The organism is Thermoanaerobaculia bacterium, from assembly GCA_018057705.1.
Taxonomy (GTDB): Bacteria; Acidobacteriota; Thermoanaerobaculia; order Multivoradales; family JAGPDF01; genus JAGPDF01.
Genome location: JAGPDF010000022.1, coordinates 22,360 through 37,966, shown reverse-complemented (window position 1 = coordinate 37,966; position 15,607 = coordinate 22,360). Strand labels below are relative to the sequence as shown.

The following is a 15,607-nucleotide window of genomic DNA, read 5'->3' as shown; positions in this document are numbered from 1 at the left end:
GACTAGCATCCCGGGCTCCAGGTCGGCTGGTAGAGTCTGCTGCCAATGATCGAGGTCCCGACACCCCCTTCGGGCGAGGCGGCGGCTTCGCGCCTCGCGCCCGCGAAGCGGCGCTACGTTCCAGCCGTAGGGCCGCGGCTCGCGAAGCTGCTGTTCGTCGTTTTCGGCCTCTTTGCCCTTCTGGTCGTCGATTCGGTCTACCTCCTCGGGGTGCGCGGCCTCGAGGCGGCGACCGGGCAGACCTACCAGAACTGGTTCTACCTCATCCTCTTCCTGCTGCACCTCGTCCTCGGAGCCCTGCTGCTCCTGCCGGCGGTCGGTTTCGGCCTGATCCACTGGTGGCGGGCGCGTACGCGTCCGAATCGACGCGCCGTGGCGGTGGGCTACGCCCTCTTCACTGCCGTCCTTCTGCTCCTCGCGAGTGGAGTCGTGCTCACGAGGATCGACGGAGTGATCGTGGTGAACGATCCGACGGTGCGATCCGTCGCCTGGTGGGTGCACGTTCTCGTGCCCATCGGCGTCGTCTGGCTCTTCGTCCTGCACCGGCTGGCGGGAAAGAGAATCCGCTGGGCGGTCGGCCGTCGCTGGGCGGTGGTGGCGGCGCTCTTCGCCGGAGCTCTCCTCGTCGTGCAGGCGCAGGATCCGCGGCGCTGGAACATGAGCGGCCCGGCGAGCGGGGAGCGCTACTTCCAGCCATCGCTGGCCCGTACGTCGACGGGAGGGTTCATTCCGGCGCGAGTCCTCGACAACAATGACTATTGCGCCGAGTGTCACAAGGACACGCACGCGCGTTGGAAGAAAAGCGCCCACCGGTTCAGCTCGTTCAACAATCCGCCCTACCTGTTCTCGGTGCGCGAGACCAGAAAGGTCGCCCTCGAGCGCGACGGCGACGTGCAGGCGGCGCGCTTCTGCGCCGGCTGCCACGATCCGGTGGTCTTCTTCTCCGGGCGCTTCGACGACCCGCAGTTCGACGACGTGAACGACCCGACCGCCAAGGCCGGGCTCACCTGCTCGACCTGCCACGCGATCACGCACGTCAACTCGCCGCGCGGCAACTCCGACTACACCATCGAAGAGCCACAGCACTACCCGTTCGCGTTCGCCGAGAACAGGACGCTCGCCTGGGTCAACCGGCAGCTGATCAAGGCGAAGCCGGAGTTCCACAAGAAGACCTTCCTCAAGCCGCTGCACCGCACCACCGAGTTCTGCGGCGCCTGTCACAAGGTGCACCTGCCGCAGCAGCTCAACAAGTACAAGTGGCTGCGCGGCCAGAACCACTACGACTCTTTCCTCCTGTCGGGTGTCTCGGGCCATGGCGCCGCCGCCTTCTACTACCCCGAGAAGGCCGAGCCCAACTGCAACGGCTGTCACATGAAGCCGGTGCCCTCGAACGACTTCGGCGCCAAGTATCACGATGGCAAGATGCTCGCGATTCGCGATCACCTCTTTCCTTCCGCCAATACGGCGATCGCGAAGCTCGCCGGAGAGCCGGACTGGGCGGAGGTGGTGAAGGAGCACGAGAAGTTCAACGAGGGCGTGGTGCGCGTCGATCTCTTCGGCGTGAAAGAGGGCGGCACCATCGACGGAGCGCTGACGGCTCCCCTGCGGCCGGCATTGCCGACACTCGTCGCCGGGAGGAGCTACCTGCTCGAGACCGTGGTGCGGACCGTGAAGCTCGGGCACCACTTCACGCAGGGCACCGCGGACTCGAACGAGGTCTGGCTCGAGGTGACCGCGACCGCCGGCGACCGGCGAATCGGCAAGAGCGGCGGCCGGGCTCCGAGTGGAGAAGTGGATCCCTGGTCGCACTTCCTGAACGCATGGGTGCTCGACCGCGAAGGCCGGCGAATCGACCGTCGCAACGCGCAGGACATCTTCGTGCCGCTCTACGACCATCAGATCGGACCCGGCGCGGCCGATGTCATCCACTATCGGCTGAACATCCCTCCCGACCTGCGCGGCGCGCTCACTGTGGAGGTGGCCCTGCGCTACCGCAAGTTCGACACCAGGTACATGCGCCTGGTCTATGGCGCCGGGTTCGTCAACGACCTGCCGATCCTGACCCTGGCGACCGACCGCATCACCTTTCCGGTGGGCGACGGGGTGGAGGCAGCGAACCCGGAGTCGGCGATTCCCGAGTGGCAGCGCTGGAACGACTACGGCATCGGCCTGTTGCTGAAGGGCGGCAAGACGCGCGGCGAGCTCGCCAACGCCGAGGCGGCGTTCGCCGAGGTCGAGCGCCTCGGTAAGCCCGACGGCCCGCTCAATCTGGCGCGGGTCTACCTGGCGCAGGGAGCGGTCGCGGATCGAGCGGTCGCGGCGCTCGAACGCGCGGCGAAGTTCGATCCTCCGGCACGCCCCTGGACGCTCGCCTGGCTGTCGGCGCAGGTCGACAAGCAGAACGGCTACCTCGACGAGGCGATCGCCGCTTTCGAGGGGATCCTGTCCGGAACCGGAGGCGTGCTGGCCGAGAAGGGCTTCGATTTCTCGCGCGACTACCGGGTGCGCATCGAGCTCGGCGAGACGCTCGCCGAGCGGGCCCGGCAGGAGCGCGGCCCGGCGAAGGCCGCGGTGCGGGAGGAGTTTCTGCGGCGCGCTGTGGGCGAGCTCGAGACGGCGCTTGAGACCGATCCTGAGAACGCTGCAGCGCACTACAACCTGGCGCGCGTCCTTCAGGAGCTGGGCGATGCCGAAAGCGCCCGCCGGCATTCGGAGGCGTTCGCGCGCTATCGCGTCGACGACAACGCGCGCGACCGCGCGGTGGCGATCGCGCGCGCTGCGGATCCGGCAGCGGATCATGCCGCCGAGGCCATCGTGCTCTACGATCTCGATCGGGTCGGGGCCTACGAGCTGCCGTCCGTCGGCGGGCAGCCATGAGCGCGCCGGACGGACGCGATCCGCTCGCACCGCCACCCGACGACGAGCTCGCGCCGACCGACGACGCGGTCATCGGGCGCGCAGTTCGCCGGTCGCTGCTCGCTCTCTTCCTCATCGCCGCCGGCGCGGCTGCGGTTTTCCTCGTCGGCGAATGCCGGCCGCGCAAGACCGCGGTGCGGGAGGTCGCCGCCGAGGCGCCGCGCGCCACCGCTGCGATGCCTTCGGCGGGCGCGCCGCAGACACTCGCCTTCTCCGATCAGACCGTCGGGGCGGGGATCGATTTCGTGCACTCGACCGGTGCGACCGGCGAGAAGCTCCTGCCCGAATCGATGGGCGGCGGTGTCGCGGCGTTCGACGCCGACGGCGATGGCGACAGCGACCTGCTGTTCGTCGACTCCGGGAGATGGCCGTGGAGCGGTGGGCCCGGAGCTGCGCTGCGCCTCTTCCGCAACGACTGCCGGGCCGGCACCTGGCGGTTCGTCGATGTCACGGCCGAGTCCGGCCTGGGGCGGGTGAAGCTCTACGGCATGGGGGTGGCGGTGGGCGACGTCGACGGCGATGCCCGGCCGGACCTCCTGGTGACAGCGGTGGGCGAGAACCGCCTGTTGCGCAACATCTCGGAAGGAGGGGCGCTGCGCTTCGTCGAGATGCCACGCTCCGGCGTCGCGGGCGCGAGCTCCGACTGGCACAGCTGTGCGACGTTCTTCGATCTCGAGCGCGACGGCGACCTCGATCTCTTCGTCTGCCGCTACGTGCGCTGGTCGCGCGGGATCGACCTCGACGTCGACTTCCGTCTCACCGGAGTCGGCCGGGCCTACGGTCCGCCGACGAGCTACGAGGGGGCCCACTCGGCGCTCTTCGAGAACGACGGGACAGGTCATTTCATCGACATCTCGGGAGCGGCGGGCCTCGAGGTCGCCAACCCGGCGACCGGGCGGCCGGTCGGGAAGGCTCTCGGAGTCCTGGCGCAGGATGTCGATGGCGACGGTTGGATCGACCTCGTCGTCGCCAACGACACCACCGCGAACTTCTACTTCCGCAACCTCGGCGATCGCAGGTTCGAAGAGGTCGGGACGGCCGCCGGTCTCGCCTTCGACCGCATGGGAGCGGCGACCGGTGCCATGGGGCTCGACCTCGGCGCCTTTCGCGATCCCGGCGAGCTGGCGATCGCGATCGGCAACTTCGCCAACGAAATGACCTCGTTCTACGTCAGCCAGGGTGACGGCCTGCTCTGGGCCGACGAGGCGATAGCCGCCGGCATCGGCGCTGCGTCGCGCCGGGCGCTCACTTTCGGAATTCTGTTCTCCGACCTCGACCTCGACGGGCGACTCGATCTCGTCGCTGCGAACGGGCACCTCGAAGGGGCTATCGCGCTCGTCGATCCGAGCCAGACCTACCTGCAGTCGGCGCAGCTCTTCTGGAACGCCGGCCCGGAGGCGCGCCAGACTTTCGCGCTTCTCCCCGCGACAGCGATTGGGGAGCTCGCCCGGCCGATCGCGGGGCGGGGGATCGCGACGGCCGACTTCGACGGCGACGGCGATTCCGACCTCGTTCTGACGCAGGTCGGCGGCCCGCCGCTGCTGCTGCGCAACGATCAGACGACGGGACATCACTGGCTCAAGGTCCGGCTCGCCGACCCGCATGGCAACCGCCTCGGCATCGGCGCCGTGGTGGAGCTCAAGGCCGATGGCAGGACCCAACGCCGCACGGTCACGGCGACTCGCGGCTACCTCTCGCAGAGCGAGATCGTTGCGTCCTTCGGGCTGGGCGATGCGACCGGTGTCGAGGGGATTACCGTCCGTTGGCCCGACGGAGCGCTGCAGGAGGTCGAAGCGTCGCGCCTCTCCGCCGTCGACACGACCATCGTCGTCGAACGCATCCGCTAGATTTCGAGTTTCACTCCTCCGGGTCGTCGCGGCCGACGGAACCGTCCACGATCTCGCGGGTCAACCACTCCTCGCGATAGCGCGCGAGCTCGGGAGTCTCCGGATAGTGCTCGTCGTCCCGCCATGGGTAGCCGCTCATGGCGCGGAACGGGAGCGGTTCGAGCCGCTCTCCCGCGAAGGTGTTGCGATCGGCATCCTTGTCCCAGCCCTGGCTCTCGAGAAAGAAAGTGCGCCGGAGGCCCGAGGCAAGCGGCGGCAGGTGTATGCCGTCGAAGTCGAGCGCCAACTCGTCGCCCGGCGCGAGGATCGCGCTGCGGTCGTCGGCCGCCGTCAGAAGCTCGCCGACCTCACCGTACCGGGTGTAGCGGCCCGGAAAGGGCAGCCAGGGAGAAGTGGCAGCGACAGAGTCATAGTCGTAGGCGTGCGGCGCGTTTGGTGCGTGCCGGTAGAGCGCGGAGAAGCCGCGATAGCGCAACGCGGCGTTCGCCGGCTGCAGCCTCGCAACCGTGGTGGCCTCGGCATCGGCCCTCTGTGTCGTCCAGGCGATCCTGTCCCAGGCGAGCCAGAGTGAAGAGACGATGCGCAGCCGGCGCGCTCCGGCGGGGAGCGGCGGCGTGTCCACGACCATGGTCTTGGTTTTTCCGGGTGGCAGACCGAAATCGGCGACGAGGAGATCCCAGCCGTCTGCCGTCTCGACCTCGAGGCGTGGCGCAAGGTAGGGCAGATCGCTGCGCTGGGCCACCGCCAGGTTGAGGCTCGCGTCCGACGGAAAGACCCAGCCGTCGAGGTGCAGACGGATCGGTGCCGCCGGCGCTTCGTCGAGCTCGAAGGTGAAGGTCCAGGAGGAGGCCATACCCTGCAGTGGGCCTGTCGGATAGCCGGAGGCGTAGATATCGTCGCGCAGCGCGATGCGCGCGGTCACTGGGGCGCCGGTACCATCCCAGGCGGCGGCCGGTGCGCGCAGGGCGCGGCTGGCCAGGACGACCTCCGGCTGCGGCGGGGCGCCGGGCACGACGCGGAGATTGCTCGCCAGCTCGAGATCCTCCGGAGCGTCGACGACCCAGAGGCGGACGGCGTCGAAGAGTGCCGCCTCCCAGAGCTCCTCGGTCAGGCGCAGCCGGTAGAGCCCGCCGTCCTCCACGAGCCCGTCGACCCGCACGAGCTCGCCGGGATCGGGAGCTGCCCAGATGCCGGGAGCGACCGGCAGCCCCAGGGGTGAGTTCCAGAGCAGGTCGGTGACGAACTCGAAGCGCTCGCCGGTCCAGGCGTAGAGGAACGGACAGCTCCCCTTGAGAACCTGCTCCTCGACGATCCGCTGGTCGCCGCGGGGTGCCAGCCGATTCTGCGGCACGCCGTTCGACCAGACGATGCGCAAGGTGTCGGCCGAGGGGCGCGAGCCTAGCCCCAAGTGGGTGACCTCGTCGTCGACTTCGCGGAACTGATAGGCCGCGCCGCGCCGCAGCTCGACCGTGGCACCGTAGCCGAGCCGGTCGTTCTTGCCGTTGCCCTGTTCGAGGCCGCGCAGGCGGACCGCCAGCCAGTGATTGCCGTTTCCGCCGCGGTTCTCGAAGCGCGCGAGCCCGGTGGGGCCGACCGCCACGAGATCGAGATCGCCGTCGCCGTCGAGATCGGCGCTGGCGAGCGCCGTGCGGGCCCCGGAACTGCCGGTCACCGGGAGGAGCTCGAAGCGCGGTGCCGCGAGCGGTCCGCGCAGGCCCAGGACGACGACCCCGCCGGGTCCGGCGAGCGCCAGATCGAGACGGCCGTCGTTGTCGGCGTCGAAGGCGAGCACGGCATCGCAGCGCCCTGCCGGCAGTCCGGCGACCGGCCAGGGAGCGAAGGTGCCGCCCTCGTTGCGGAGAAGACGCAGACCCTCCGGTCCGGCGAGCACCAGGTCGGGCCGCCCGTCGGCATCGAAATCGGCGCTCGCCGCGTCGAGGAGCGGCCCGAGCGCGGCGAGCTTCGCGACCCGAGTGCGATCGGCGAAGCGTCCCTGGCGGAGATTGTCGAGCCAGAGGAGGCCCGCGTCGCCTACGGCCAGGAGATCGGGGTCGCCGTCGCGGTCGAGGTCGCTCGTCAACAGGCGCCGCACTCCGCCGAGGGCCATGCGCGGCAGCACCTGCGATCCCACTGCGACGAGAGCATCGGGGGCCGCCGAGCGCCAGAGCTCGCCGGCAGACGCACCGGCACCGGCGAGCGCCAGATCGAGGTCTCCTTCGAGGTCGAAGTCGAGCACCGTGAGCGCGCTGCCGCGAATCGGGAGCTCGCCGGCGGCGGCCGGCCAGGCGGTGAAACCCGCGGCCCCGGCGCGGAAGCGGACGGCACCGGCGGGGCCCGAGGCGACGAGGTCGATCCTGCCGTCCTGATCGAGGTCGGCCGCCTGCAGCGCGACGAGCCCGGCCGCCCGGCCGAGAATCCGTGGCTCGAAGCCGCCCGAGGCGAGCCGGATCTCGACGGCGACGGGGCTCGAAGGCGACGGGCCGGTGACGAGTCGCGCGAGATCCGGCCGCTGGTCGCCGTCGAGGTCGCTCGCCAGAAGCGTCCGCGTGCCGGGCGGCGAGGCGCCGCCCGCCGGGTCCGCACCCGTGACGCTCGCGCCGGCGACGAAGGTCACCGGGAGCGCCGCGCCGAACTCGCGCGCCGGCGGCTCGAGTACGAAGCGCTCGACCGGGATTCCCAGGATGCCGCTCGAAAGCTCGCGGACCCCTTGCTGAAAGAGCGGACTCGGGCGCAGCAGGTTCGCGAGCTGTTGCATCGGCACCCGCGCGCGCGGCAGGTCGCCCGCCTCGAGCGCCGCGGTCAGTCGCGCGAGCGCCTCGGCCGCGCCCTGTGGGGCGTCCCACAGTAGCTCACGAATGCGCAGCGCCGCAGCCGTGGCGCCGGCTCGATCCGCTAGCGCCACCGCCCTCTTGCCGGCGCCGAGCAGCACGACCAGGTTGTCGGGGCGCAGGCGGGTGAGGCGGGCGAGTGCCGTGTCCATGGCCGCGTCGCCCGCCTCGGTGCCCAGAGCCTCACCGTTTCGAAAGAGGGCGAACTGCAGGTCGGGACGGTCGGGGGCGCCCGCGCCTGCGATACGGAAGCGCTCGAGGCCGCCTTCGAGGTCTCCGGAGGCGACCCTGAGCTCGGCCTCGATGGCCACGAGATCGGGGCGGTCGGGGGCGAGACGGAGGGCGCGCAGGAGCGCCGTCCGCGCTTCCTCGAGCCGGGCCTGGCGCAGGGCGGCGATCGCCTGGTTGGCGTGCGGCAGGGGGTCGCCCGGAAGTCTGCTGGCGAGCTCGGCAAACGTCGATTCCGCCGCCGAGTTCTGTTCGTTCTCGAGCTCGGCGAGCCCCTTCTGGCGGAGGCCCAGGGCCATTTCGTCGAGCGGCGCCGCGACGGTGGCAACTGGGAAGAGAAGCGCCACGACCGCCCATGGGAGGGCCGTGCGTCGGGCGCGGCGCGGGCGCGAGAGAGCGGGACAGCCCTCCGCCGGCCTGTCGCAGCGCCCGGCGCGATCGGCAGGTGCGATCCTGGAGAGACGATTGGGAAAGGGTGGAGAAGTTGAAGCGGGCATGGAAGATCCTCGCACCTCCGGAACCGGGAGGGAAGGACCTTCCATGCCGAACATCCTCAGTTCTGGCGGCGACGAATTCCCGCGACGACCGCGCCGACCAGCAGGAACGCGAGTCCGGAAAGACCGACGAGCGGCAGGTTCGAAGCGGTGGACGGCAGTTCGGCGGCTGCCGGAGTCGGAGCCGGGGCCGGCGCCGGAGCCGGAGTGGGGGCCGGAGCGGCGGCCGGGGCAGGCGCCGGGGCGGGCTCCGGAATGGCATCCACTTCCGCCTGCGTGACCGTGGTCGGCTGGACGCTCTCCATCCGGATGGCCTGGAACTTCATGCCCTTCTTGAGATCCGAGATCTTCGCCGGCTTGCCGTTCACCATAAGGACGACGTTGTCCGGAACCTCGCTGTACTTGTGGAACTCCTTGGTCTTGAGGTTCTGGATGACGATCGTGTGGCCGGCACTTCCAGCCTGCTTGCCGATTACCTTGAGGACTTCGAGGGTCGCCTCCTCGGTCACCTTGACTTCCTGCGCCAGTGCGGCCGAGACCGGTACCAACAGCACCGCCAGAGCCACCATCATCGCCGTGAGCTTCGTGTTCTTGAACATCTTCGCTTCCTCCTTGGGCCTGCAGGTGAATCGAAGCCAGGCACCGATCATCGGTTCTGGCGCGCTTCGCTGGCTCCGGCCGAAGGCTGGGCTTCAGCCTGAACAATGTAGCGCCGGGGGGCTTTCCCGACGAAATAGAACGGATAGCAGGTGACGAGCGTGACGACCTGCCGGGGCGTCGGAGCGAGCACGTGGACCTCGGACGGATCGACGATCCGGATCGAGGTCACCCGGAACTCCTGGATTCCGTCGAGGGTCTCGAGCTCGAGGCGGTCGCCCGACTCGAGGTCCTTGAGGCCGCGGAAGTAGCCGTCGCGATGCCCGGCGATGCCGACGTTGCCCGACTCTCCCGGGGCGGCGGTACCGGGAATGGCGCCGACGGCGCGGTTGAGAGTGAGCTCGTCGATGCCGGGGAGCACGGGAACCTCGAGACCGAGCCGCGGAATCCGGAGCACCGCGAGCGGGGGTGCGAAGTCGAGACTCAGGCTCTCCCGATACTTGGCGATCCGACCCTCGGACCAGAGGCTCTGGTCGGTGGCCCCGGGGCCCGCCGGGTCGGGCGCCGCGTCGCGTGCCGCCTCGAAAGCCGAAAGCTGCCTGCCGCGGGCGACCGATCGGTCGAGCATGGCACCGGCGAAAAAGACCAGCAGGGCGACGCCGGCGCCGAGTGTGCCGGTCTGGATCCAGCGGAGGAGACGCGGCAGCGCGCGGGGGACAGGGCCTCCGGAAGGGGCGTCGCCAGCGTTGGTGCTGCCCGGCATACCTTGCCTTTCCACGGTCGCGACCTCGCTCGGAACCCGCGAGGACGTGCAAGCGAAGCGCAAGATGCCCGGCATCTTCGCCCGAATCACGCCCTGCGCGGAGAGGTCAGAATGACCCGGACGGCGCCCCGCGTCGATCCGGAGAATTACGGGTCGGCGCGGCGACCCCCAGCGGAGTCAGGCAGGGGTGGCGCCGGCCGGACCGGGCGCCGCCGGTTCGACTCGGCGGGCGATGGCGATCAGGCCAAGGCCGGGCCAGGGCAGGAGGCGGTCGACGCGGCGCAGCAGCGGCACGGCGAGGTCGAAGAGCTTGAGCTGCACGCGACTGAAGGAGCGCCGCTTCAGCACCTTGCCGTTCCACCACCAGCCGGGAATCGCGGCGCGATTGAAGAAGCGCCACTCGGCGAGCTCGAAGCCGGTCGCCGCGAGCTCGCGCTCGAGCATCGCGCGGTCGTAGCGGCAGCGGTGCCCGAGCACCTCGTCGAGCGAGGAGTAGAGGCGCTGGCCGTGCGGAACATAGAGCACCAGAGTCCCGCCCGGGGCGAGGGCGGAGCGCATGTTGCGCAGCGCCTGCAGAGGGTCGCCGACGTGCTCGAGGACGTTGAGGCAGATGACGGTGTCGAAGCGTTCGCGCAGCTGCGAGAAATCCTCGCTGCGCTCGACGTCGACCCGCTGCACTTCGAGATAGGGCTTCGCCGCGGTGAGGTTTCGCAGGTAGTGGATGTAGTTGGGGTTGATGTCGCTCGCCATCCAGGAGTCGCGCGGCAGGAGCCAGACGGTGATGTTGCCGATGCCGGCGCCGATCTCGAGCACGCGGGCGCCGACGTTGGGACGCACCTCGTCGGCCATCCAGCGGTTGAAACGACGGGCCTTTTCCAGGCTGGTGAGAATGTGCGAGCCGTACTCGTCGGGAGCGTAGGCGTCGTCCACCAGCCAGTAGCGGATCATCGTGGCGATCGCCCTGAAGCCGTCGCGCCAGCCGATCTTCTTGCCCTCGAGATGCGTCCGCCCGAGGTAGCTCACCGGCACCTCGAAGATCCGGAAGCCACGCTTGGCGATCTTGGCCGTGATTTCGGGCTCGAGCGCGAAGTCGTTCGAGCGCAGCGGGATCGACTTCAGGAGCTCGGTGCGGAAGACCTTGTAGCAGGTCTCCATGTCGGTGAGATCGAGGTCGGTGAAGAAGTTGCTCATCCAGGTGAGCCAGCGGTTCACCCGCGAGTGGCGGAAGCGCAGGACCCGCCGGCGGTCGGCGGCGAGAAAACGGGAGCCGTAGACGACATCGGCGCCGTCCTCGAGGAACGGCCGGACGAGCCGCGGATAGTCGCGCGGGTCGTACTCGAGGTCGGCGTCCTGGAAGAGCGTCAGATCGCCCGTCGCGGCGGCGATGCCGGTGCGGATGGCGGCGCCTTTTCCCATGTTGCGCGCGTGCTCGAAGTAGCGCACCCGCGGTTCATCCCGCGCCAGTTGGCGCAGGAGATCGCGCGTGCCGTCGGTCGAGCCGTCGTCGACCACCACCACCTCGAGCTCCCGGATGCAGGGATCCTCGACCGCGAGGACCCGTGCCAGGAGGTCCCGCACCAGAAAGCGCTCGTTCCAGACGGGCACGACCACGCTGAGCTTCACCGCCGCGGGTGGCGCCGCCGGAGCGGGCGGCAAAATCTCCGGGACGGCGCCCGGTGCCACGGTCATCGGCTCGCTTCGCTCACCACGACGCCGTCGATGACGACGCCGGTGACGTGCGTCGTGTACTCGAACGGATCGCCGTCGAAGAGTGCGACGTCGCCGTCCTTGCCCTTTTCGAGCGAGCCGACGCGATCGGCGACGCCGAGGACCTTCGCCGCGTCGAGCGTGATCGCCGCCAGCGCGTCGGCGAGCTCCAGGCCGTTGGCCGCGGCGATGCCGGCTTCGAACAGGACGACGCGGGTCTTCGGGACGTAACTCTCATAGCCACTCTGGAGCGCGAACGGGATCCCCGCCGCCTTGAGCCGGGAGGCGGTCTCGAAGGAGAGGTTCTCGCGCTCGTCGAAGGCGCGCGCCATGCTCGGGTGGAGAATCACCGGCACGCCGGCGGCGCGGATCTCGTCGAGCACGAGGTAGGCCTCCGCGGCGCCGTCGAGCACGACGCGGATCCGGAACTCGGCGGCGAGACGGAGGGCGGAGAGGATGTCCTGCGCCCGGTTCACGGTGACGAGGAGCGGCGTCTTGCCGTCGAGAACGGAGGCCAGTGCCTCGAGCTCGAGGTCGCGGGGCGGCTTCTCGGCGGCCCCCGCGGCGGTGACCTTCTTGCGATACTCGTCGGCGCGAATCAGCGCGGAGCGCAGCAGCGACATCTGTTTGGCGCGGGTGCCCGGCGACTTCTCCTTCTCGGCGAGCGCCGACGGGCCCAGATTCGAGGCGATCATCGCCAGCGGCCGGACGACCGCCTCGTCGACGGTCGAGCCGCGGGTCTTCGCGATCATGGTCTGGCCTGAGACGAGAGCTCCCGGGCCGTGGCCGGTGTGGATCGTCGTCACGCCGAAGCTGCGCAGCCAGCCGACCAGGGGCTCCTGCGCGTTGTAGGCGTCGATGGCCCGCAGCTGCGGTTGCATCGGGGCCGAGCGCTCGAGCTGATCCTGGTCGTGCGGCTGATTGAGGTAGCCGGCGAGCCCGACGACGCTGTGCGCGTCGACGAGACCGGGCGTCGCGACCGTTGCGGTGAGGAGGCGGAACCCCGCCGGCACCGGAGTCGACGCGCCCGGTCCGATGCTCTCGATCCGGCCGTCGCGGATGACGATGACGCCGTCGGAAATCGGCGGGCCGGCCATCGTGTGGACCGTCCCGGCGCGGATCGCGAGACTCTGGGCCCGCGCCGCCCCGGGCGTCGTCACCGCGGTGACCGCGAGGATCGCTAAGGTCGCGAGGGTCGCGACGAGGGTGAATGCGCGCTTTTCCTGCTTCCCGGTCGTCATCGCGACCCCTCCATCTCGAGCTCTTCGTTGGCGATCGAATCGTGGCCGGCGCCGTAGCCGCCGACGGCGAAGAGGTGGTCGAGCGGATCGCTGCGATCGAAGACCTTCTCGCCCTCGACCCAGGTTTCGAGCACCTTCGTGTAGACGCTGAGCGGATCGCCGTCGAGAACGATGAAGTCGGCGTCCTTGCCGGCCTCGAGCGAGCCGACGCGCGGGTCGAGATCGAGCATCCTGGCGCCGTTGAGCGTCAGTGCCGCGAGGGCGGTCTGCCGGGAGAGGCCGGCGCGCACGCCCATCGCCGCCGAACGCAGGAAGAGCCTCGAGTCGGTGATCGGGTCGTCGGTGTGGTACGCGAGGAGGACGCCGGCTTTCTCCAGGGTGGCTCCGGTCTCGAAAATGAGGTCCACCGCTTCGAGCTTGCCGCCGGGGCTGTCGATCTGGATGATCGAGGCCGGGACTTTGGCGCGCGCGATCTCCTCGGCGACTTTCCAGCCCTCGCTGACGTGGTGCAACACGACGCGGAATCCGAACTCCTCGGCGAGCCGCAGCACGGTGACGATGTCGTCGTGACGATGGGTATGGTGATGAACGATGCGCCGGCCCGAAAGGACCTCGCACAGACCCTCCATCGCCAGCTCTCGGGCCGGTCGCTTGTCGGCGGCGATCTTCGGATCGTTGCGCTTGCCGCAGTACTCCCGCGCCTTGACGTACTGCTCGCGCACCAGCGCGGCCGACTTTCCGCGCGAGCCGGGGAAAGGGGGGTCTTTGCGCGAGTTCGTGCCGTTGGCCATCTTCATGCCGCCGGCGATCGCTCCGTCCGGCAGGCGGATCGCGAGCTCCTCGACCGTCGAGCCGTCGCGGAGCTTCAAGTAGACGGTCTGCCCGGAGAGCAGGTGGCCCGAGCCGGGCATGACGTTGGCGGTCGTGATGCCGCCCGCCTGCGCCTTCTGGATGCCGGCGTGGCGGACGTTGACGCTGTCGAGCGCCCGGACCTCGGGCTGGATCGGCGCGCTGCCGTCGGCGCCCGCCACCTGCCCGACGTGGGAGTGCGTGTCGACGAGCCCCGGCATCAGGATCCGGCCCGAGACGTCGTGCACGATCGCCCCCGGCGGGATCGCGATGCCGCTGCCGACCGCAGCGATCTTCCCGCGATGGACGAGAAGGGTACCGTTCTCGATCTCGCCGCCGGTGATGGTGAGGATGCGCGCGCCGGTGAAGGCGTGCGGATTCTCCTGCCCCACCAGGGTGGCGGGAAGGAGCACGGCAGCGGTGGCCCAGGCTGCAATTCGCATGTTCTGCCCTTTCGGAAATCGTTCGCCGGACGGACGTGAGCGCGATCGCAGAGCGAGGACGATCACGCTGGTTCGCGCGCTGCCTGGTTCGCCGGCCCGGGAGGCGGATTCTATCGGCTGGCGGGGCATTCGGCACGGGGTATTGGCGGCGGGGGACGCTCCCGTCCTAGGATCGGCCCGTCCACCGAGCCCGCCCTGTGCCCGAGCCCTCCGCGAAATCGTCCCGGCCCGAACCCGACAGGACAACCGCGGAGGAGGAGCGTCTCGTCGCCGCAGTCGTGGCTGGTGACGAATCGGCGATCGCCGAGGTGCGGCGCTGGGTGCGCGGCGCCGTGAGCCCCTACCGGTTCCGCCTCGCCGCCGAGATCGAGGATCTCGAACAGGAGGTCGTGCTCGAGTTGATCGAGGCGCTCTCCGCCGGGCGCTTCGAGGGGCGGAGCCGGCTCGCGACCTACGTCCGCCGGATGGTGCACCACAAGTGCCTGAACCGGCTGCGGGCGCGGCGCGGAAAGCAGTGGGTCGACCTCGACGACGTGCAACTGGTCGATCCGCAACCGACCCCCTACGAGGCTGCCCGCCGTCGGCACGACCTCGAGCTCGCCCTGCGCGTCCTCGCCGGGATGCCCGAACACTGCCGTGAGCTCTGGGCGATGATCCACCGTGGGCTGGGCTACGAAGCGATGGGCGAGGCGCTCGGCGTCGCCGCCGGCACGCTGCGCGTGCGCGTCCTGCGCTGCCGCGAGAAAGCCCTGGCAGCGCGTGCGCGATGGACGGCCGGCGGTAACGCGAAACCGGCCGGGGTGACATAGGAGAAGATGAGCGACCTCACCTGCCGCGAGATCGAAGAGCGCCTTCCCTGGTTCCTGCACGGGAGCCTCAGCCCCGTGGAGCGGGCCGAACTTTCAGCCCATCTCGCGGGCTGCGCGGAGTGCCGCGGGGCGCTCGCGGCCACCCGCGAAGCGAGCGCGCTGTTCGCCGGCCACCCCGAGGCGGCGACGCTCGTGGACTACGCTCTCGGGCTGCCGCTCGACCCTGCGGACGGCCTCGAGCGCTCCACCCTCGAGCTCCACCTGGCGCACTGCACGGAGTGCCGGGAGGAGCTTCAGCTGGTCGGAGCCGACCGAAGCTCGGTGGCGGCTGCCGGTTCGGCTGCGGCGTCCGGGATCGCGGGCCCGGCCGGGCAGCGTCCTGTCGCGCCGGCCCCGGCGCCCGGGCCGCCGCGCCGATGGGGCCGGGCGCTCGCCCTGGCGGCTGCCCTTGTTGCGACCACGGCACTTTCGGTGTGGGTCGCGATGCGCGCGCGGACCCCGGTGCCGGAGGCCCGGGTCGCCCTCGTCGAGCTCCTTCCCGCGGATTCCCGCACGCGCGGCACCGCGGCCGCCGACGCTGCGGCGGTAGGCGTCGATCGCCGTGTCGCGACGACGCTGCTTCTGGTCACCGATCGAGCCGAGGCGTGGGAGGAGGTACGCGTGCGCCTGGGCGAGCCGGCGGCAGAACGGCCGCAATGGCAGGCGACCGGCCTCAAACCGGCCGCTGGCGGTGCCTACGCGCTGTTCCTCCCAGCCGGTGCGCTGCGCGCGGGCGAACTCGGCATCGAGCTCGAGGGACGAATCGGAGCCACCTGGGCGCGCATCGCGCACTACCGTGTCGTTGTCGCTCCGTAGCCGGTCGGCGCCCGCGGCCGCCGAGCCCCG

Annotated in this window: 10 protein-coding genes; 4 read left to right on the top strand and 6 right to left on the bottom strand. The window is 70.2% G+C overall.

Annotated elements, in window-relative coordinates; genetic code table 11:
• Positions 1–45: 45 nt before the first annotated feature.
• Entirely contained in the window at positions 46–2,877 is a 2,832-nt protein-coding gene (locus KBI44_09340) for a tetratricopeptide repeat protein (protein MBP9144673.1), read from the top strand.
• A complete protein-coding gene (locus KBI44_09335) occupies positions 2,874–4,763 on the top strand; it encodes a CRTAC1 family protein (GenBank protein ID MBP9144672.1) in 1,890 nt (629 codons plus the stop codon). Before KBI44_09340 ends, KBI44_09335 begins: the two co-directional genes overlap by 4 nt.
• A gap of 10 nt (positions 4,764–4,773) precedes the next feature.
• On the opposite strand, the gene KBI44_09330 is transcribed toward KBI44_09335, so the two are convergent.
• The 6 genes from KBI44_09330 to KBI44_09305 form a co-directional block, all read right to left on the bottom strand.
• Positions 4,774–8,166, bottom strand: coding sequence for a VCBS repeat-containing protein (locus KBI44_09330; protein MBP9144671.1), 3,393 nt, complete (start codon positions 8,164–8,166; stop codon positions 4,774–4,776).
• A gap of 206 nt (positions 8,167–8,372) precedes the next feature.
• Positions 8,373–8,912 carry an LPXTG cell wall anchor domain-containing protein gene (locus tag KBI44_09325; protein ID MBP9144670.1) on the bottom strand — a complete coding sequence of 180 codons (540 nt, stop codon included), beginning with the start codon at positions 8,910–8,912 and terminating at the stop codon, positions 8,373–8,375.
• A gap of 47 nt (positions 8,913–8,959) precedes the next feature.
• Positions 8,960–9,673: a class D sortase gene (locus KBI44_09320; GenBank protein MBP9144669.1), complete on the bottom strand. Its 714-nt coding sequence runs from the start codon at positions 9,671–9,673 to the stop codon at positions 8,960–8,962.
• A gap of 177 nt (positions 9,674–9,850) precedes the next feature.
• Positions 9,851–11,362: a glycosyltransferase gene (locus KBI44_09315; GenBank protein ID MBP9144668.1), complete on the bottom strand. Its 1,512-nt coding sequence runs from the start codon at positions 11,360–11,362 to the stop codon at positions 9,851–9,853.
• The gene (locus tag KBI44_09310; GenBank protein ID MBP9144667.1) at positions 11,359–12,621 is read right to left on the bottom strand and encodes an amidohydrolase family protein; all 1,263 of its coding nucleotides are present in this window, start codon (positions 12,619–12,621) and stop codon (positions 11,359–11,361) included. The genes KBI44_09315 and KBI44_09310 overlap by 4 nt, the downstream gene beginning before the upstream one ends.
• Positions 12,618–13,913, bottom strand: a complete 1,296-nt coding sequence (locus KBI44_09305) for an amidohydrolase family protein (protein ID MBP9144666.1) — start codon at positions 13,911–13,913, stop codon at positions 12,618–12,620. Before KBI44_09305 ends, KBI44_09310 begins: the two co-directional genes overlap by 4 nt.
• A gap of 197 nt (positions 13,914–14,110) precedes the next feature.
• On the opposite strand from KBI44_09305, the gene KBI44_09300 reads away from it, so the two are divergent.
• Positions 14,111–14,722, top strand: a complete 612-nt coding sequence (locus KBI44_09300; protein MBP9144665.1) for a sigma-70 family RNA polymerase sigma factor — start codon at positions 14,111–14,113, stop codon at positions 14,720–14,722.
• A 6-nt stretch (positions 14,723–14,728) separates the two neighbouring features.
• The gene (locus KBI44_09295) at positions 14,729–15,577 is read left to right on the top strand and encodes a zf-HC2 domain-containing protein (protein MBP9144664.1); all 849 of its coding nucleotides are present in this window, start codon (positions 14,729–14,731) and stop codon (positions 15,575–15,577) included.
• Positions 15,578–15,607 lie beyond the last annotated feature (30 nt).

Bases quoted from the DNA above. Each gene is read 5' to 3' on its own strand.
- KBI44_09340 (MBP9144673.1), top strand. From the start codon at position 46: ATGATCGAGGTCCCGACACCCCCTTCGGGCGAGGCGGCGGCTTCGCGC.
- KBI44_09335 (MBP9144672.1), top strand. From the start codon at position 2,874: ATGAGCGCGCCGGACGGACGCGATCCGCTCGCACCGCCACCCGACGAC.
- KBI44_09325 (MBP9144670.1), bottom strand. From the start codon at position 8,912: ATGTTCAAGAACACGAAGCTCACGGCGATGATGGTGGCTCTGGCGGTG.
- KBI44_09320 (MBP9144669.1), bottom strand. From the start codon at position 9,673: ATGCCGGGCAGCACCAACGCTGGCGACGCCCCTTCCGGAGGCCCTGTC.
- KBI44_09315 (MBP9144668.1), bottom strand. From the start codon at position 11,362: ATGACCGTGGCACCGGGCGCCGTCCCGGAGATTTTGCCGCCCGCTCCG.
- KBI44_09310 (MBP9144667.1), bottom strand. From the start codon at position 12,621: ATGACGACCGGGAAGCAGGAAAAGCGCGCATTCACCCTCGTCGCGACC.
- KBI44_09305 (MBP9144666.1), bottom strand. From the start codon at position 13,913: ATGCGAATTGCAGCCTGGGCCACCGCTGCCGTGCTCCTTCCCGCCACC.
- KBI44_09295 (MBP9144664.1), top strand. From the start codon at position 14,729: ATGAGCGACCTCACCTGCCGCGAGATCGAAGAGCGCCTTCCCTGGTTC.